This window comes from Clostridium boliviensis (assembly GCF_033342255.1).
Classification (GTDB): Bacteria; Bacillota; Clostridia; order Lachnospirales; family Lachnospiraceae; genus Lacrimispora; species Lacrimispora boliviensis.
On record NZ_JAWONS010000099.1, the window covers coordinates 228,242 to 247,706 of the forward strand.

At 42.7% G+C, this 19,465-nt stretch carries 18 protein-coding genes; 15 read left to right on the forward strand and 3 right to left on the reverse strand.

Annotated features, from left to right (window positions below):
* Positions 1-28: 28 nt before the first annotated feature.
* The 6 genes from RZO55_RS04715 to RZO55_RS04740 all read left to right on the forward strand — a co-directional run bounded on the left by RZO55_RS04715 (position 29) and on the right by RZO55_RS04740 (position 7,778).
* The gene (locus RZO55_RS04715; RefSeq protein ID WP_318063137.1) at positions 29-1,861 is read left to right on the forward strand and encodes a methyl-accepting chemotaxis protein; all 1,833 of its coding nucleotides are present in this window, start codon (positions 29-31) and stop codon (positions 1,859-1,861) included.
* Positions 1,862-2,103: 242 nt separating this feature from the next.
* Positions 2,104-2,622, forward strand: a complete 519-nt coding sequence (gene purE, locus RZO55_RS04720) for a 5-(carboxyamino)imidazole ribonucleotide mutase (protein WP_318063138.1) — start codon at positions 2,104-2,106, stop codon at positions 2,620-2,622.
* A gap of 25 nt (positions 2,623-2,647) precedes the next feature.
* Entirely contained in the window at positions 2,648-3,673 is a 1,026-nt protein-coding gene (gene purM / locus RZO55_RS04725; protein ID WP_318063139.1) for a phosphoribosylformylglycinamidine cyclo-ligase, read from the forward strand.
* Positions 3,667-4,269, forward strand: a complete 603-nt coding sequence (purN, locus tag RZO55_RS04730) for a phosphoribosylglycinamide formyltransferase (protein ID WP_318063140.1) — start codon at positions 3,667-3,669, stop codon at positions 4,267-4,269. The genes purM and purN overlap by 7 nt, the downstream gene beginning before the upstream one ends.
* The gene (purD, locus tag RZO55_RS04735; RefSeq protein WP_318063141.1) at positions 4,266-5,540 is read left to right on the forward strand and encodes a phosphoribosylamine--glycine ligase; all 1,275 of its coding nucleotides are present in this window, start codon (positions 4,266-4,268) and stop codon (positions 5,538-5,540) included. Before purN ends, purD begins: the two co-directional genes overlap by 4 nt.
* Positions 5,541-5,900: 360 nt before the next feature.
* Positions 5,901-7,778: a DUF4914 family protein gene (locus tag RZO55_RS04740; RefSeq protein WP_318063142.1), complete on the forward strand. Its 1,878-nt coding sequence runs from the start codon at positions 5,901-5,903 to the stop codon at positions 7,776-7,778.
* A gap of 132 nt (positions 7,779-7,910) precedes the next feature.
* Here the strand turns inward: RZO55_RS04740 and RZO55_RS04745 are convergent, their stop codons facing one another.
* On the reverse strand, positions 7,911-8,837 hold the full coding sequence (locus RZO55_RS04745; RefSeq protein ID WP_318063143.1) for a LysR family transcriptional regulator: 927 nt from the start codon (positions 8,835-8,837) through the stop codon (positions 7,911-7,913).
* A gap of 160 nt (positions 8,838-8,997) precedes the next feature.
* On the opposite strand from RZO55_RS04745, the gene RZO55_RS04750 reads away from it, so the two are divergent.
* The 6 genes from RZO55_RS04750 to rd all read left to right on the forward strand — a co-directional run bounded on the left by RZO55_RS04750 (position 8,998) and on the right by rd (position 12,160).
* Positions 8,998-10,116 (forward strand): 5-methyltetrahydropteroyltriglutamate--homocysteine S-methyltransferase, encoded by a 1,119-nt coding sequence (locus tag RZO55_RS04750; RefSeq protein ID WP_318063144.1) that lies wholly within the window; start codon positions 8,998-9,000, stop codon positions 10,114-10,116.
* A 79-nt stretch (positions 10,117-10,195) separates the two neighbouring features.
* Positions 10,196-10,537 carry an arsenate reductase family protein gene (locus RZO55_RS04755; RefSeq protein WP_318063145.1) on the forward strand — a complete coding sequence of 114 codons (342 nt, stop codon included), beginning with the start codon at positions 10,196-10,198 and terminating at the stop codon, positions 10,535-10,537.
* Positions 10,538-10,630: 93 nt separating this feature from the next.
* Positions 10,631-10,978, forward strand: coding sequence for a cupin domain-containing protein (locus RZO55_RS04760; RefSeq protein WP_318063146.1), 348 nt, complete (start codon positions 10,631-10,633; stop codon positions 10,976-10,978).
* A 151-nt stretch (positions 10,979-11,129) separates the two neighbouring features.
* Positions 11,130-11,360, forward strand: a complete 231-nt coding sequence (locus RZO55_RS04765; protein ID WP_318063147.1) for an ATP-binding protein — start codon at positions 11,130-11,132, stop codon at positions 11,358-11,360.
* Positions 11,353-11,931: a 4Fe-4S binding protein gene (locus RZO55_RS04770; protein WP_318063230.1), complete on the forward strand. Its 579-nt coding sequence runs from the start codon at positions 11,353-11,355 to the stop codon at positions 11,929-11,931. Before RZO55_RS04765 ends, RZO55_RS04770 begins: the two co-directional genes overlap by 8 nt.
* 70 nt (positions 11,932-12,001) lie before the next feature.
* On the forward strand, positions 12,002-12,160 hold the full coding sequence (rd, locus tag RZO55_RS04775; protein WP_318063148.1) for a rubredoxin: 159 nt from the start codon (positions 12,002-12,004) through the stop codon (positions 12,158-12,160).
* Between the two features lie 76 nt (positions 12,161-12,236).
* Here the strand turns inward: rd and RZO55_RS04780 are convergent, their stop codons facing one another.
* Positions 12,237-13,910 carry a S8 family peptidase gene (locus RZO55_RS04780; protein WP_318063149.1) on the reverse strand — a complete coding sequence of 558 codons (1,674 nt, stop codon included), beginning with the start codon at positions 13,908-13,910 and terminating at the stop codon, positions 12,237-12,239.
* A gap of 70 nt (positions 13,911-13,980) precedes the next feature.
* A complete protein-coding gene (locus RZO55_RS04785) occupies positions 13,981-14,862 on the reverse strand; it encodes an N-acetylmuramoyl-L-alanine amidase family protein (RefSeq protein ID WP_318063150.1) in 882 nt (293 codons plus the stop codon).
* 134 nt (positions 14,863-14,996) lie between these two features.
* Here RZO55_RS04785 and RZO55_RS04790 point away from each other — a divergent pair, with 134 nt between their 5' ends.
* The 3 genes from RZO55_RS04790 (at position 14,997) to RZO55_RS04800 (ending at position 19,431) form a co-directional block, all read left to right on the forward strand.
* Positions 14,997-15,947 (forward strand): tRNA dihydrouridine synthase, encoded by a 951-nt coding sequence (locus RZO55_RS04790; protein ID WP_318063151.1) that lies wholly within the window; start codon positions 14,997-14,999, stop codon positions 15,945-15,947.
* Between the two features lie 134 nt (positions 15,948-16,081).
* The gene (locus tag RZO55_RS04795; protein ID WP_318063152.1) at positions 16,082-18,340 is read left to right on the forward strand and encodes a ribonucleoside-diphosphate reductase subunit alpha; all 2,259 of its coding nucleotides are present in this window, start codon (positions 16,082-16,084) and stop codon (positions 18,338-18,340) included.
* Between the two features lie 47 nt (positions 18,341-18,387).
* Positions 18,388-19,431: a ribonucleotide-diphosphate reductase subunit beta gene (locus RZO55_RS04800; protein ID WP_318063231.1), complete on the forward strand. Its 1,044-nt coding sequence runs from the start codon at positions 18,388-18,390 to the stop codon at positions 19,429-19,431.
* The last annotated feature ends 34 nt before the right edge of the window (positions 19,432-19,465 follow it).

The following is a 19,465-nucleotide window of genomic DNA, read 5'->3' on the forward strand; positions in this document are numbered from 1 at the left end:
TACAAAAGAGCTAAATGGAGGATACCAGATGAAGAATTTAAAGATTGGCAAAAGAATTACTGTCTCTTTTGGAGTTGTTTTTATTTTGTTTTTAGTTGTATCATGTATTTCCCTGTACAGTTTAATAGGGAATAATTCCAGATTTGTTGAATTTTATAATAACGGACATCAGGTATCGATGCTCACTGTGGAGATGAGACAGAATATTCAGTCAGCCGCAAAGAATGTGGGATATGCAACCATGAGTCTGGATTTGAATACCAGGGCTAAATATATTGATGAGTCCGAAGCAGATTTTAATAAATTAAAAGAAAATGTACAATTTTTGAAGGAACATTATAAAGGGGACAAAGCCATAGTCGACAGCATAGAAAAGACCTTAAGCGATACGGAACCCTTTAAAGATAAAGTGTTCACTCTGGCAAAAGAAAATAAGACCAGACAGGCTACTGAGATTTTCTTCGATTCGCTGGAGCCGAATTTTAATCAGATCCAGTCAGATCTTATTAAGATCAGTGATACAGCGAAACAGAATGCAGCCAATGATTTTTCCAGATCACAGACTGATATGGGTATAGCGGAAGTAATTGTCATACTGTTTCAGATTATCGGGGCAGCAGCGACCATCGTTCTTGCTATATATATGACAAGAAGTATAGTTGTGCCGGTAAAAGAGATTGAAAAGGCGGCTGCAGAGATGTCAAAAGGCAGTCTCCACGTGGAACTGGGGTATCAGTCAAAGGATGAACTGGGCGGTCTTGGCGACAGTATGCGTTCCACTATATCCAATATCGGAAGTATTATTGACGATATCATTTATATTTTAGGTTCCATGGCAGCTGGAGATTTTACAGTTGTCTCAAAGGACAGTGAAAAGTATATTCTGGACTATGAGCCTATTTTACTGGCCATAAGGAATATAAGGGATAACTTAAGTAATGCCCTTTCCCGTATTAATGAGTCGGCAGATCTGGTTGCCAATGGTTCTGAGCAGGTATCCTCAGGAGCCCAGGCACTGTCCCAGGGTGCGACGGAGCAGGCTTCCTCCATTCAGGAGCTGGCAGCAACAATTAATGATATTTCCAATCAGATCAATAAAAATGCGGAGAATGCAAAAGAAGCGCGGATGAGATCAGAAGAAGCCGCACATAATGTAACAAAGAGCAATCAGAAGATGATGGAGATGAATCAGGCAATGACTGAGATTAATACCAAATCCAGTGAGATTGGTAAGATCATCAGAACCATTGAAGATATTGCATTCCAGACCAATATTCTTGCATTAAATGCTGCAGTGGAAGCTGCACGGGCGGGCGAAGCCGGAAAAGGGTTCGCAGTGGTAGCCGATGAAGTTCGCAATCTGGCAAGCAAGTCAGGAGAAGCGGCGAAGAATACTACAATTCTGATCGAAGAAAGTTTACAGGCAGTGGAGAACGGAAACAGGATCACAGCAGAGACAGCCAAAGCAATGCAGGATGTTGTGGAAGGCACCCGCCACATTAACAATATTATAGAAGAGATCGCTGTAGCTTCTGATAAGCAGGCAGTTGCTGTAAATCAGGTTACGTTAGGAATTGATCAGATCTCAAGCGTTGTTCAGACGACTTCTGCCACAGCAGAACAAAGTGCAGCTGCCAGTGAAGAATTGTCAGGTCAGGCACAGATTATGAAAGGTCTGGTTGAGCAATTTAAGGTTTACAATGGAAATACCAAGCAAAGCAGCTTGCCGTTAAATACTGCAGTGGTTGGATCGGATGAGGATGAGATTTCTGTATACAACGAAGAATCAGATCCTATACCGGTACCAATCGATCCGGTTTATTTTGAAGATTCATCCACTTATAAAAACAGCAAGTATTAAATACATAACAGGTGTAAAAGCCGGAGGATGTGGATTCTCTCCGGCTTTTTGCGCCTGTTTTTTTGAATTACAGGGCATACTTAAAAATATGAAGAAAATTATTGACGGCGCAGAGAAAAGCTAGTATTATACTTAATAAGTAATGATTAATTAATTAGAGTTAATTATTAGATATACTTATTAATGGCATTACTCTTAATAATGAATAATACACGAATGGAAGAGGAAAAGGAGAAATTACTATGGCAAACGTATCAATTGTTATGGGAAGTGATTCAGATATGCCTGTTATGGCACAAGCTGCGGAGGTTCTGGAAAAGCTGGGTGTAGAATTTGAAATAACCGTCATTTCCGCACACAGGGAACCAGATATATTTTTTGAATATGCAAAAACAGCAGAAGCCAGAGGCATTAAAGTCATAATCGCCGGAGCAGGAAAAGCGGCTCATCTTCCGGGAATGTGTGCTGCATTATTTCCAATGCCCGTCATTGGGATTCCGATGAAAACCTCTGATCTTGGAGGCGTTGATTCCCTTTATTCCATCGTTCAGATGCCTTCCGGTATTCCGGTTGCAACCGTGGCTATTAATGGCGGTACCAATGCGGGAATTCTGGCAGCAAAGATATTGGCTGCAGGCGACGAGGAACTTCTCAAAAGACTGAAGGAATACTCAGAGAACCTAAAGAATGATGTAGTGAAAAAAGCAGAAAAGCTGGAACAGATCGGCTATCGGGAATATCTGTCACAGATGAATAAATAGGATTTTAAAAGCGGAGGAAAATAAGATGGATTATAAGAATGCCGGAGTAGATATTGAAGCTGGATACAAATCAGTTGAATTGATGAAAAAGCATGTGCAGGAAACGATGAGACCGGAAGTACTTGGCGGACTTGGCGGGTTTTCAGGAGCATTTTCCATGTCTGCTTTTAAAGATATGGAGAAGCCGACTCTTGTATCAGGAACAGACGGAGTAGGAACGAAACTGAAACTTGCATTTCTTATGGATCAGCATAATACGGTAGGAATCGACTGTGTAGCCATGTGCGTCAATGATATTGCCTGTGCAGGCGGTGAACCGCTGTTTTTCCTTGATTATATTGCATGTGGAAAGAATTATCCGGAAAAGATTGCAGAAATCGTCAGCGGTGTGGCTGAAGGCTGCAGGCAGGCAGGCGCTGCACTGATCGGAGGAGAGACTGCTGAGATGCCTGGTTTTTATCCGGAAGACGAGTATGATCTGGCAGGTTTTGCAGTAGGAGTCGTAGATGAGAAGAATCTGGTTTCCGGTACAGACATAAAAGCTGGTGATGTATTAATCGGAATAGCTTCCTCTGGTGTTCACAGCAATGGTTTTTCTCTGGTGAGAAAGGTGTTTGACGTAACAAAAGAAACTTTGAATGTTTATTATGAAGAATTAGGCAGTACCCTGGGAGAATGCTTAATTGTGCCTACCAAAATTTATGTGAAAGCATTAAAGCTTGTAAAAGAAAGCGGTGTGGCTGTAAAAGGCTGCAGCCATATTACCGGCGGCGGATTCTATGAGAATATTCCACGCATGCTTCCGGAGGGTATCTGTGCTTCAGTGAAGAAAAACAGTTATCAGGTTCCCCCCATCTTTCAGCTTATAGAAGAAAAAGGCGATATAACAGAGGATATTATGTACAATACGTTCAATATGGGAATTGGCATGGTGCTGGCAGTAGATCCAGCTGATCAGGATAAGACCCTGGAGGCAATCAGAGCTGCAGGAGAGACCGCCTGTGTAATCGGATGTACAAAAGCCGGTGATAAGGGCGTGGTCTTATGCTGAGAATCGGCGTCCTGGTATCCGGAGGAGGAACCAATTTACAGGCAGTTTTAGATGCTGTTAAAAGCGGACAGATATCAAACGCAGAGGTAGCCGTAGTTATCAGCAATAACCAGAATGCCTATGCGCTTAAACGTGCAGAGATTCATGGCATTGACGCTGTCTGCATATCTCCTAAGGATTTCAGTAACAGGGAATTATTTCACGATGAACTTTTAGACCGGATAGATGCGTATCAGCTTGATTTAATTGTACTTGCCGGTTTTCTTGTTACTATTCCTGAACGAATGATTAAGAAGTACAGAAACCGTATTATAAATATTCACCCATCTCTCATTCCTGCTTTTTGCGGGTCAGGCTATTATGGACTTAAGGTTCACGAGGCTGCATTAGCCAGAGGTGTAAAGATCACAGGGGCTACGGTCCACTACGTTGATGAAGGAACGGATACTGGTCCGATTATTCTGCAGAAAGCAGTGGAGGTAAAGGAAGGCGATACGCCGGGTAGGCTTCAGAAACGAGTGATGGAAGAAGCGGAATGGAAGATTCTTCCACAGGCGATTGCCATGATTGCAAAAAAACAGGAGGAAAAAGCATGAAGGTTCTGATCATAGGAGGTGGCGGCAGAGAACATGCTATTGCATGGAAGGCAGTTCAGAGTCCGAAGGTCCATAAGCTGTACTGCGCTCCGGGTAATGCGGGAATTGCTGAGATCGCAGAATGCGTTGACATTGGTGTAATGGAATTTGACAGACAGGTAGAGTTTGCCAGAAGTAAGGGAATTGATCTGGTGATTGTTGGTCCTGATGATCCTCTTGTGGCAGGAGCGGCAGATGCATTCTTAAAAGCAGGAATGCGGGTGTTCGGGCCGGAAAAAAAGGCGGCATGTCTGGAAGGATCCAAATCATTTTCCAAAGATCTGATGAAAAAATATAACATACCTACTGCTGCGTATGAGACATTTGACCAGGCATCAGCAGCACTTACCTATCTGGAAACTGCAAAAATGCCGGTTGTTTTAAAGGCTGACGGTCTTGCTCTTGGCAAGGGAGTTTTAATCTGCAATACACTGGAAGAGGCGAAAGACGGTGTCAGAACCCTGATGCTTGACAAGCAGTTCGGTTCTGCCGGAGACCGGATTGTAGTGGAGGAATTTATGGTCGGACGGGAAGTGTCCGTACTGGCATTTGTGGATGGGAAAAACATAAAGATTATGACCTCTGCTCAGGACCATAAAAGAGCTAAGGATGGAGATAAAGGTCTTAACACAGGCGGAATGGGTACATTTTCCCCCAGTCCTTTTTATACGGAAGAGATTGATGCATTCTGCAGAAAGTACATCTATCAGGCAACGGTTAATGCAATGAAGTCTGAAAACAGGGAATTCAAGGGTATTATCTTTTTTGGTCTGATGCTGACAAAAGAAGGTCCGAAGGTTCTGGAGTATAATGCAAGATTTGGAGATCCGGAAACCCAGGTAGTGCTTCCGAGAATGAAAAACGATATTATAGAGGTGTTTGAAGCCTGCATAGACGGAACCTTAGATAAGATTGACTTGCAATTTGAAGATAATGCTGCTGTCTGTGTCGTTCTGGCCTCTGCTGGATATCCGGAGCATTATGAGAAAGGTTTTCCAATCAAAGGACTGGAGCATTTTAAAGACCAGGCTGGTTACTACGTATTTCACGCAGGAAGCAGGTCAGGGGAAGACGGTATGCCTGTTACAAACGGAGGAAGAGTTCTTGGTGTGACTGCACTGGGAAGGGATTTAAAAGAGGCGAGAGCAAATGCTTATGAAGCCACAAATTGGGTGGATTTCGAAAACAAATATATGAGACATGATATTGGTAAAGCGATTGATGAAGCGTAAAATCTTAACATTTTAGCGTTTTTTTTGCATAAAAAAACGTTGACACAGTAGAATTTTCATGATATTGTATCTCTACAGTAGGATTCTTAACTGAGCCGATATCCAGGTTGAGGGTATCGGCTTTTTCCATAATGCCTGATAAAGGGAGGTTGATCTACAAGCGCAAAATTTAAAGTATTGTCAAAGAATGGGGAAGGCAGTACTTAGTAGCAAAAGCTGGGTGAGTATTATGACGGATTTTGTCATAAAATAAACTATGTAATACTAATGTTTGGGACTTATAAAACTACATAGTTTGTACCAGTGCAGTCTTCGGTACAAACTTCAGGTGCATAATTATGCACGGGAATGGAGGAAAATATGCTAGATTGTTTACGTAAATTAAATTTACCGGAGTATGTACAGGATATTTTAAATCAGTCAAAGGGTGTCATCATCCCGAAAACAAGAAATGAACTTCTGACTCTTGCGATGGGTAGGGATGAAAATGTTACTTTCGATATTGATTACGAAGTGGAAGGCAAGGGGAGGATATTAGAAGCCACCGCAACCAGATGTAAAAATGGTATCGTAATTAATTATATGGAAGACTACATGCGCAGGCGTGATCCGAACTCCATGCTGATCGCAGACAAGAATCCGACTGATAAACCCAGATATGAGGATGTATATCAGAGCGATTTTGAAACACTCAGAATGGAAACATTTGACTGGCTGAAAAATCAGGAGCTGATATTTTTTCCATTTAAATCCGGCGGTTTGGAGTATGGATATGATTCTGTATTAGTAGCTCCGGCCAATGCGGGATTTTTTGCAGCAGGCCTTGCAGATCTCCAGGGATTTTTAAACATAGACGATATCTCACATGATTTTAATCCGAGAGCGGTTGTTTTTCTGGCACCGCCATTCCGTCATACACATTTTAATGGTAAGCAGGCAGTAGTTCACAACCGTTTAAAGGGACTGCATGAAGTTTATGCCTATAATCTTTATCCAGGACCAAGTGCAAAAAAGGGTATTTATGGTGTGCTGCTGGATATCGGGGAAGAGGAAGGCTGGGTAACTGCTCATGCATCTGCAGTAAAGGTTATAACTCCTTACGATAATGAGATTGTGATTATGCATGAAGGTGCATCTGGCGGCGGAAAAAGCGAGATGCTGGAAGATATTCATAAAGAGATGGATGGAAGAGTTGTTTTAGGAAAGAATACGGTAACAGGAGAGAAGAACTATTTAAGCCTCTCTGAGACCTGTGATCTGATTCCTGTTACGGATGATATGGCTCTGTGCCATCCAAAGATGCAGCAGGGCAGTAAGAAGCTGGTGGTAAAGGATGCAGAATCCTCATGGTTTTTAAGAGTGGATAATATTAAAAGCTACGGTGCTTCACCCCAGTATGAAAGAATTTTCATTCAGCCGGAAGAACCGTTAATCTTTTTAAACCTTCAGGGTGTGCCGGAAGCAACTTGTCTGCCATGGGAGCATACTATGGACAGTACTGGAAAGCCCTGCCCCAACCCACGTGTAATACTCCCAAGAAAGCTGGTTCCCAATTCTATTGATGAGCCGGTAGAGGTTGATGTCAGAAGCTTTGGTGTAAGAACGCCTGCATGTACAAAAGCTAATCCGTCATATGGAATTATGGGTATCATGCATATCCTTCCTCCTGCTCTTGCGTGGCTGTGGCGTCTGGTTGCGCCGAGGGGCTATAACAACCCAAGTATTATCGATTCCCAGGGAATGACAAGCGAGGGTGTGGGATCTTATTGGCCATTCGCAACAGGTAAGATGGTAACACAGGCGAATCTGCTTCTGGATCAGATTCTGAAGTCTGCCAATACCCGTTATGTACTGATTCCAAATCAGCATATCGGAGCGTATGAAGTAAGCTTTATGCCTGAGTGGATTTCCAGAGAATATATTGCACGCCGCGGAAGCGCAAAATTTAAGCCAGAGCATCTGGTGGAAGCACGCTGTCCCCTGTTAGGATTTGGTCTTGAATCATTAAAGATTGACGGACAATATATCAGAAGGGCATTCTTAAGACCGGAGACACAGCAGGAAGTGGGAATTGAAGGCTATGATGCCGGTGCTGCGATCTTAACTGAATTCTTTAAGCAGGAGCTGTTAAAATATAATACAGATGAGTTAAATCCGTTAGGAAAGCAGATTATCGAGATGTTTATGAAAGGTGCAACTGTTCAGGATTATCTTGAAATCATGCCAATGAGGTATTAAAACCAGACCATATGTAGTCTGTATAAATAATGGGGCGCAGCTCTGTCAATGGTTTCCATCGGCAGAACTGCGCCCTATTTTGTCAGCTATTTTTTCTTTCGTATATTATTCTGCCCGGACATTTCTCCGGAGTTATTCCATATAAACCTCGAGACCGTCCTTTTGGATTAAGTTTTTCAACTCTTCCAGGTAATTCTGGGCGAATATGCTTAAGTGTATTTTTGGATTCTCAATCCAGCCGATTCTCATATATTCCGAGGTAACAAGAGGAACGGCAATGATATTATCCCCGTTTAAGTTGCTGTTTAAAATACCGCTGCAGATGGTATAGCCATTCAGACCGATTAATAAATTAAATAACGTTGCCCGGTCACTAACGTAGATGATTTTCTTTCTTGGAACCGTACTTAATATTTCCTCAGAAAAATAAAAGGAGTTATTTTCCCCTTGTTCAAAAGCCAGAAAAGGATAGGGCATTAAATCCTCCATTGTAACAGATAAACGACTGGAAAGAGGATGGTATGAGCTGATAAATACATGGGGAGAAGCTTCAAATAATGGATGAAAGATCAGTCCGCTGTCTTTAAAAAGCTTTTCAAGCACCTTCTCATTGAAAACATTTAAATAAATAATACCAAGTTCACTTCTGAAATTTTTTACATCCTCAATGATCTCGAATGTTCTCGTTTCCCGTAAGGTGAATTCATATTCGTCGTTGTCCTGCCTTTCCACCAGATTGACAAAGGCATTCACAGCAAATGCATAATGCTGGGTTGATATGGAGCAGATACGTTTTGCCGGTGTCTTTTTCAAATAATGCTGTTCCAGTAAATCAGCCTGTTCCAGAACCTGCCTTGCATAGGAAAGAAATTCACTTCCATCTAAAGAAAGAGAAATTCCCTTTGGATTTCTGTTAAATATGGTGATTCCGTATTCCTGTTCCAGTTCTTTCACTGCATTGGAAAGGCTGGGCTGGGTGATGAAAAGCTGTTTTGCAGCCTCGGATATGGAGCCGCAGTTTACGATGGTGATAATATAGCGAAGCTGCTGAAGTGTCATTGCAACGAGTTCCTCTCTTTCTGGGTCTGTTTTTATTCTAACACAAAATGATATAGTTTAAAACTATACCATGTCATAAAAATATAGAATTTTACACATATCTATTTATCCGTTAGAATAAAGAAAAATAAGACAGGAAAAAAGAGAGGAGAATAAAATCATGGCACAGTTGAAAAAAAGAGCACCATTTAAATTTGATATAGTAGGAAGTTTTCTGCGTCCCGATTATTTAAAGGAGGCGAGAGAAGGCTTTAGAAAGGGAACCGTCACAGATGAAGAATTAAGAAAGACTGAGGACAGGGCCATCACAGAGCTGATCGAAAAACAAAAAAAAGCAGGACTTCCCGTTATTACAGACGGAGAATTTCGCAGAAGCTGGTGGCATCTGGATTTTATGTGGGGGCTGCAAGGCGTTAAAAAACTGGAAGTAGAACGGGGGTATGCTTTTCATGATGAAGTTACCAGAGGAGAGTCCGCGGGCTTGTGTGGGAAAATTTCTGGGAAAAATCACCCCTTTGTAGAACATTTTAAATTTGTTAAGTTATTTGAAGATGACTTTGTCACTGCAAGACAGACCATACCGGCACCAGCCCAGTTTCTGGCGGAGCTGGAGCGGGGGGATAATCTGGAACAGACAAGGTCTTACTATCCGGATGAAGAAGAACTGATCCGGGATATTGCATCTGCTTACCACACCGTACTCGTTGATCTGTATGAGGCAGGATGCCAAAATGTCCAGTTTGATGACTGCACCTGGGGAATGTTCTGTGACACAAACTATTGGGAAGCCAGACAGAAGGGATCAAAATCTGTTACTTCTGAGGCAGAAAAATATGTGAGACTGAACAATCTGGCGATGGAGAATCTGCCGGAAGATCTGGTAATCAATACACATGTATGCAGAGGCAATTATCATTCCACCTGGGCTTCAGCCGGCGGATATGCCCCCATTGCCCCACATTTATTTGGAAAAGAAAATGTTTCAGCATACTATCTGGAATTTGATGATGAACGCTCGGGAGATTTCGAACCTCTTCATTATGTAGATGGGGATAAACAGGTAGTCCTTGGACTGATTACCACCAAATCACCGGATCTGGAAGAAAAATCACGGATCATTGAACGAATTCGTAAGGCTTCCCGTTATATCCCCCTGGACCGCTTATCATTAAGCCCACAATGCGGCTTCGCATCAACCGAAGAGGGAAATAAACTGACGGAAGAAGAGCAGTGGGAAAAAATCAAACTGGTAAAAGAAATTTCAGAAGAGGTCTGGTAAAATTATCTTTAAAATGGTATTGTTGTTTGGAACATAAAAACAGCAGTACCATTTTTAATTTGGCAAAGGAGGGCACATCATGAATATACAGATATTCGGAACCAAAAAGTGTTTTGATACGAAAAAATCAGAACGTTATTTTAAAGAGCGGAAAGTTCCGTATCAGTTGATTGATATGAAGGAAAAAGGAATGAGCAAGGGAGAGTATAACAGTGTCAGACAGACTGTGGGAGGTGCTGATGCCATGCTTGATGAGAATTGCAGGAATCAGAATGCTCTGGCTCTTATAAAATACATTGCTTCTGAGGATAAGAATGATAAGATCTTAGAAAACCAGGAAGTACTGAAAACACCCATTGTAAGGAATGGAAAACAGGCAACAATCGGTTATCAGCCTGATATATGGAAAGACTGGAAATAGAAATTGGCAGGTAGAACACGGCTGCCAGATCATCTTGACATTATGGGGAAAATTACTTAAAATTAAGAAAACTACGAAAAGGAGCGGCATAACATGAAAAGACCGGAAAAAAATCAAAGATGGGTATTTAATCAGGAAATCGAAGGAGAGATAGCAGGAGACGGTGTTGCCAGAAAGGTACTGGCATACTGTGACGGCATGATGTGTGTTGAGAATCATTTTGAAGAGGGAGCCATCGGAAAGATGCACAACCATCCTCATACACAGATTACATATGTGGCCAGCGGTGTGTTTGAATTTACGATTGGTGAGGAAACAAAAACGGTAAAAGCTGGAGATACCCTGTTGAAACAGGACGGAGTGATGCACGGCTGTGTATGCAGGGAAAAGGGAATTCTGGTAGATATATTTACACCAATGAGAGAAGACTTTATATCATAAATAACAGATAAAAGATCTGCATTTTGCCGGACAGACTACGGCAGAGGCAGATCTTTTTCCTCTTTTATGACCGGAATGGATTGCAAAGTGACATGGTCACGGAAATAATGTTAAAAATCTGTTAAGATCAGGAAAAAATATGGAGGAAGAAATGACACTACAAAAAAACAAAAGGTTTGCAGTCATAGATGAAGCTCATTGTGTTGGCTGTGGCAGCTGCTTAAATGTATGCCCGAAAGGAGCTGTTACAGTACCCAAAGGAATCACCGCAAAAGTTGACTTTGACCGCTGTGTTGGTTGTGGTTTGTGTGCAAAAGCCTGTCCCGCATCTGTTATTCACATAGAACTGCTTAAGAGGGGGGAAGAAAATGGCAATGAATAGGAAAAAAAACTGGTATGAATACCTCTGGGTGGTATCTTTGCTCTATTTAATCCTTGGATTCTTTAATATTCTTTTTGCCTGGCTGGGACTGGTATGCTTCTTTATTCCGCTTGGTATGTCGGCTGTCAGGGGAAATAAAACCTATTGCAATCATTATTGCGGCAGAGGACAGCTGTTAAATCTCATGGGAAATAAGCTTGGGTTATCCCGGAAAAAGAGTATACCGTCATTTTTAAGAAGCTCTGCGTTCCGATATGGCTTTCTCGCTTTTTTTCTGACGATGTTCGGCAATATGTTGTTAACCACTTATCTGGTTTTTTCAGAGGCTGGAACTTTAAGGAAGGCAGTGAAGCTTTTATGGACCTTTAAATTGCCCTGGCATTTTGCCTATCATGGAACCATAGCAGCTGACTGGGTTGCTCAGTTTGCTTTCGGATTCTATAGCGTTATGCTTACATCCACTGTACTTGGCTTGATTACCATGGTGTTATATAAACCCAGATCCTGGTGTGTTTACTGTCCGATGGGAACCATGACACAGGGGATTTGTAAGTTAAAGGACAAATTGTAAATAAATGTATTGATAAAACCAATATTATATGCTATAAAAGAAGACAGAGAAATAAAAGGAGGTGACAGCGATGGCAAAGTATGTTTGTGAACCATGCGGTTATGTATATGATCCAGAAGTTGGAGATCCTGATTCTGGTATTGCGCCAGGTACTGCATTTGAGGATATTCCGGAGGATTGGGTTTGCCCAGTATGCGGAGTTGGAAAAGATATGTTTGTTGAAGAATAAAGCTGACACCATCTTTGGCTGTCAACCTGCCTTCAAGCCACAGGCGATTTTCGCCCGGCTTGAAGGCTTTTTTTGTTTAAATGTTGCTAAAACGTTCAAAGAGACGGTTGATGTCAACCTGACCATACCCCCATATGTTGTTGGGATATGTGTTTGCCGGATTTCGGACCGCACCGCTTATCATAAGCCGGTTGACGTCATTGCCGGTGATTCTGGGGTAATTTCTCTTTACAATCGCCCATTCGAAAACCATGGCAATAATTCCGGCTGCATGAGCAGCAGCAGCTCCTGTTCCCGTTGCAGTTCCATAAAGGCCGCCAGGAACCGCACAGGTAAGCTCAAAGCCTGGGGCGGCAATATCCGGTTTTACCTGACCGCTTCTTGTATATCCTCTTCCTGACTCTGCAAGAATGCTGTCATTGAGCTGGTTATAGGCAGCCGCTGTCAGCACATGTCTTGCATTTCCAGGCGATGTAGTCGTGGTATCCGGACTTGAATCCAGGAAAAAGGTATCGTTTGTCAAAAGATCACCGGAGGGTAGCCAGGAATGAAAGGAAAAAGATTCATTCTCGGAACTCTGCGCCCGCAGATACCAGATCCCGGGAAGGGGATTGGCAAAGCGAAGGAGAATTAACTGTTCTCCTGTTTCTTCTTCAAAAATGATATTATTCACGTAAATGGTGGTTTGATTAAAGATAAAATTGAATTTTCTGCATTGGTTTAAACCGGGATAGACCGGCTGGGTGGATTCCCGGTTGGGAGAGGAGATATCTATGGATAGTCTGGCGGGTGCATAAGTCCAGATCTCCATTGCAAATAAAGTGTCGCTGCTTCCCACTCTAAGTTCAATATCATTATAATAGGGGGGAGCAGTGGTAGAATTATAGTAATGACGCTGATTATTTCCTTCATTGCCTGCAGCGACGGAGATTCCATTGCCTGGAAGCAATGACAGGTGGTCCACATATGCGCTGGTTGAACCTCTTCCATCATGTCCGCCCTGACTGCTTCCAAGTGCAATACAGATCACCACAGGACGATTAAAACGGGCTGCAGCTGTCACGGCATAGCGGACACCCAGTATCAGATCCGATTCCTGATAGCAGAGTGCATTATCAGGAATGAAAGATACCTTTTTTAAAATCTGCTTCGCTTCCTTCAGCTTGACAATTAACAGATCAGCTTGGGGAACTACACCGGAAAATCCCTGCTGCTCATTGGGGGAACCAGCCAGAATGCTGGCCATGGCAGTTCCGTGTCCGTTCTCATCTGTTGTAGGAACAACGGATAATGGGTCTGGTGATTTCAGAGCTTCATTAATCTGTTCTCTGCTGTACTCAGAACCAAATGTAAATTCATTGGGTATGGTTCCTGTCTGTACGGTCTGATCCCACATGGTAAGTATCCGGGAAGTACCGTCGTTATATAGAAATGCCGGATGCCGGTAATCAATCCCTGTGTCAATGACTGCCACCAATACCCCCTGCCCGAATAATGCCAGATAGGGATTCGCCTGTACTGTAGAGATGCCCGATTTTTCAAGACTTATGGTTGATGCGAGGGTGTAAATGGTAGGAAAGCTGCTGTAGGAGTACTTTCCTAAGTCGCAGGGATCTCCCTCGCCGGAAGGGATATGAAGCAGAGAGTTTTGCCTGTTTAAATAAGTGATGTTATCACCGGAATCGTAGGTTGGCGCCAGAGCAGTGTTGATTATTAAATCATAATAACTGTTATCCAGAATTTTTAACAAATTATTCCTCCCTGCCAGTTTAGGCCATAATGTATGATACATTTTATGCATAAAGACAGGGATTATGAGCTTAGTTGGAGGCGGGTGCCCCAGGTCCCTGTTTGGCAGGGACAAAAGTTGATTTTCCGGCTTTGTTTAAATATTCGATGATTCCTTTTGCATCAGCTTCGCCAAGAGCCTTTAACTGATCATCTGTGGAGAGAAAGAGGGTTAAGTCGCTGATGTAGTTGATATAACCATGTTCAATAATAAAACCTCTGATACCATACATCTGAGAATATCTCGGTATCGCGTAATAATCGGCGGTACTTCCATCGGGATATAAGGTTCCGTTTTTGGAATCCTGCAAAATGAGTCCCCTGTTATGAAGTCCGAGAGAGGTCAACTGGTTTAAGATCGTATTTGCTGCTTCCTGGGACTGAAGGGCAATGCCGTCGTTAAAACGCCCGGTTCGGGGAGACATGGAACTTGCACCGTAAGCATTCCTTGTAGTACCGTTTCCTGCAATGGAATCCACGTGGAGACTGACAAATAAGTCTGCATGAACGGAGGCGGCAAAAGAGGCACGCTGATCCAGTGGAACAGTGACCTCTGAACTGTCTTTTGTCAGATAAACTGTATAGTTAGAGTTTTTTTCAAGATACTCTTTGGTATAATTGGCTATTTTCATTGTAATGATGTCTTCGTAATAGGTAACTCCATTGTATTCAAAATGGCAGCCGGAGTAATGGCCGTCCGTTTTACCATGTCCGGGATCTAGAACAACCACACAGTCAGACCTTAAATTCATTCCGGGTCCTGCCTCTGGTACGGTGCTTTTGACAACCGGAGGAGCAAAGGCGGGTCCTGCTTCTTCCTCCGCTTTTGATGTGGAGAAAATGGAACCGGAAAACAGAACAGCTATCAACAGGGTAGCGGAAAAATGCTTTAAAACCTTTTTTAAATGAATCATAATGAATCCTCCTGGGAAATGGCAATTTGTCAAATATTATAGCACTAAATGTCATGTTGTGTAAATGGTGTTCTATGAATTTTCCGGCTCCTGTGATAAAATGGGGATTGTAAAAAAGAACAGGAGATCTGCTTATGAAATTTTACTTTGCACCTATGGAGGGAATCACAGGATATATATACAGGAATGCCCATCATAAATTTTTTGACAATGTGGATGTCTATTATACACCGTTTATTGTTCCTACCCAGAATCGTAAATTTACGTCAAGAGAAAAAAATGATATTCTACCGGAGCATAACGAAGGAATAAGGACGATTCCACAGATTATGACCAATCAATGGGAAGGCTTTTTATGGACAGCCCAGGAGCTGAAAAAATATGGTTACCAGGAAGTGAATTTAAATTTAGGCTGTCCTTCCCGAACGGTGGTTTCCAAACAGAGAGGTTCTGGTTTTCTGGCTGTGCCGGACCAGTTAGACCAGTTTTTGGACCGGATCTTCTCACTTGATATGAAGATATCCATTAAAACCCGGATTGGAAAAGACAGTCCGGACGAATTTTACCGGCTGATGGAAATTTATAATCAGTACCCATTAGAAGAGCTGATCATTCATCCCAGAATTCAAAAAGATTTTTACCGTAATACTCCAAACTGGGACAGCTTTAAACTGGCAGTCTCTGTCAGCAAAAATCCGGTCTGCTATAACGGAGATATTTTCACGCCTAAGGATTATGAACGGCTGAAACAGACATTCCAATCAGTGGAGCGGGTCATGCTTGGAAGAGGGCTGGTGGCCAATCCCATGCTGGCTGGTGAAATACAGGGGAAAGGTCGCCTGAAAAAAGAACCGTTAAAAGAGTTTCACGACCAGATTCTGTCCGGGTACCAGGAAACTATTTCCGGTGACCGCAACGTTCTGTTTAAAATGAAAGAATTGTGGGCCTATCTGATTTCATCCTTTGAAAATGGTGAGAAGCAGGGAAAAAAGATACAAAAATCCCAGAATATTATGGATTATATGTCGGCAGTGGAGGAGTTATTCCGGAATCTGGAGTTAAAAACCACTTCAGATTTTTATTAAAGAGGATTAATAAAAACCGAATATTTTGTACTTGGATGGTTGAAATTAACAATATCTTGTGGTATATTCTTGAATATAGCTTTTAATAACAGTTATTGATATTATTATAACAGGATAGAATGGCAGGAATCAGTATGGATGAATTATACGGTAAAAATGAGATATTGGCATATTTTAAAGAGGTCCCCGGGTTAAGAAGGGTATTTGATGAGATAGAACAGGAGTGGGAAGCATCCGCATACAGCCTGGATAAACTTTTTATGAAATTCATGACGTTTTATAAAGAGGATATGGCACTCAAAGAGAAACTTTCTGCTTTGATTCAGGCAGCATTGGAGCTGACGAGTCAGGAAGCCTCCGGTTGGGAGTATATCAGTGCCAGAATTTATCTGGTCCAGTTTGAACTCATTCGAAAGAAGGAACTTAACAGGAATGATATAAAAAGCTTTTATGATAAGGTACTTTTCTTAACAAAAGAACAGCTATACGGAAGTTATATTCTTGAGCATTACAGCAGGGAAGAAATCGATCTGTATGAATCCTATATTGATGAAGCCAGGGATCGTCTGTTTACCTATTCCGGACTGGAACTGGTATTGAACCGTTACGTGATCCGCAGCAGGGAGAATATTCCAATTGAAACACCGCAGGAGATGTTTCTGGGAATTGCCATGCATCTGGCTATGCTGGAAACAGAGGACCGGTCAGGCTGGGTAAAAAGGTTTTACGATATGCTCAGCACGTTAAAGGTGACTATGGCAACTCCGACCCTGTCTAATGCAAGGAAGCCGTATCATCAGCTTTCATCCTGTTTTATTGATACAGTGCCGGACAGCCTGGACGGAATTTACCGAAGCATTGACAGCTTTGCAAAGATCAGTAAATTTGGCGGAGGCATGGGGCTTTATTTCGGTAAGGTCCGGGCAGCCGGAAGCTCCATACGTGGCTTTAAGGGCGCAGCCGGAGGTATAATCAGGTGGATCAAACTGGCCAATGATACAGCGGTTGCAGTAGACCAGCTGGGAATGCGTCAGGGAGCAGTAGCAGTCTATTTAGATGCATGGCACAAAGATCTGCCGGAATTTTTAATGCTCAGGACCAACAATGGAGATGACCGGATGAAAGCACATGATGTTTTTCCTGCCGTATGCTATCCTGATCTTTTCTGGAGGCTGGCTAAGGATGACATAGAAAGTGACTGGTACTTAATGTGCCCCCATGAGATTCTTTCTGTAAAAGGCTGGGCACTTGAGGACTGCTGGGGATCTTTATGGGAGGAACGTTACTTCCAGTGTGTAGAGGACAGCAGAATCTATAAAAGGGTGGTTCCGATTAAGGATATGATCCGCCTTATTTTAAAGAGTGCAGTGGAAACAGGGACTCCCTTTACTTTTAACCGGGATGCGGTCAATGAGGCCAATCCAAACAGTCACAAAGGGATCATATACTGCAGCAACCTCTGTACGGAGATAGCCCAGAATATGAGCGCAGTGGAACAGATCGAGCAGAGTACGGCGACTGTGGACGGTGAGACTGTGGTGGTATCTGTAACAAAGCCCGGTGACTTCGTTGTCTGCAACCTGGCCAGCTTATCCCTTGGTAATATCGATGTGAACCGGAAAGAAGAGATCACACAGCTGGTGAAAAGCGCAGTAAGGGCTCTTGACAATGTCATTGATCTAAACTATTTTCCGGTTCCCTATGCAAAGATCAGCAACGGACGTTACCGCCCCATTGGTCTGGGGGTAAGCGGTTACCATCACATGCTTGCAAACAATAAGATTGCCTGGGAATCGGACGAGCATCTGGCATTTGCAGACAAGGTGTTTGAGATCATAAACTATGCGGCGATTGAAGCCAGCTGTGATCTTGCAAGGGAAAAAGGGACTTATACTTTCTTTGAAGGAAGTGACTGGCAGACAGGGGATTATTTTAAGAAACGCGGCTATAAAACTCAGAAATGGAAAGCCTTAAGCCAAAAAGTAAGGGAATACGGGATGAGAAATGGCTGGCTGATCGCTGTTGCACCTACCAGCAGCACCAGCATGATCGCAGGAACAACGGCAGGACTTGATCCCATTATGAACCGGTATTATCTGGAAGAAAAAAAGAACGGACTAGTTCCCAGAGTCGCACCAGGACTTTCACCAGATACATTCTGGCTATATAAAAATGCCCATTACATTGACCAGAAGTGGTCTGTAAAGGCAGCGGGGGTCAGACAGCGCCATGTGGACCAGGCCCAGAGCATGAACCTGTATATTACCAATGACTATACGCTTCGGCAGGTGCTTGGACTTTATATTCTGGCATGGGAATCGGGAGTAAAAACCATTTATTACATCCGATCCAAAAGCCTGGAGGTGGATGAATGTGATGCATGTTCCAGCTAGAAAGTGTAGAATATCAGTTAATGAAGAAAGAGAGTGAAACTCAGCCCATGGAACAGTTAAAGAAACGTCCTCTTTTTAATCCGGAAGGATCTGTGGAAGTAAGAGAGCGGCGGATGATCAACGGCAATACAACTAATTTAAATGATTTTAACAATATGAAATATACCTGGGTAAGTGACTGGTACCGACAGGCCATGAACAACTTCTGGATTCCGGAGGAGATTAATCTTTTAAGAGACAGCAAGGATTATCCTCTTTTAAGTCAGGGCGAGCGGAGAGCGTATGATAAGATTTTGTCGTTTCTGGTATTCCTTGACAGCATTCAGACTGCCAATCTTCCGGCTATCAGTGAATACGTGACTGCCAACGAGATTAATCTCTGTCTGTCAATTCAGACCTTTCAGGAAGCTGTCCACAGCCAGAGCTACAGCTATATGCTGGATACGATCTGCGAGCCTCAGACGAGAAACGAAGTACTGTACCAATGGAAGAATGATCCTCATTTACTTGCCCGCAACACGTTTATCGGAGATTTGTATAACGAATTTCAGAAAGACAAAAGCAGTCGGGCATTTATGAAGGCGGTAGTTGCCAACTTTATTTTAGAAGGAATCTATTTTTACAGCGGATTCATGTTTTTCTATAATCTCGGCCGGAACCACAAAATGACAGGCTCATCCCAGGAGATCCGCTATATCAACCGGGATGAGAATACCCACTTATGGTTGTTCCGCAACATTATTCTGGAACTGAAAAAGGAAGAGCCGCAGCTGTTTACTCCGGAATACGTAGAAGAATACCGGAGCATGATCAAAGAAGGCTGTGAACAGGAAATTGCATGGGGAATCTATGCAATTGGAGATGAGGTTCCTGGTTTGACGAAGGAAATGATTACGGATTATATCAAATATCTGGGTAATTTCCGGTGTGAAAGTCTTGGCTGGGAGCGGATTTACGAAGGTCATGAGAGAGAACCGGAGAGTATGTCCTGGGTCAGCCAGTACAGCAACGCAAATTTAATAAAAACTGATTTTTTTGAAGCAAGGAGCACGGCTTATGCTAAAAGCAGTGCATTGATCGATGATCTGTAGGTGGAAAGCAGTGGATCTTGACATTTGATTTTAT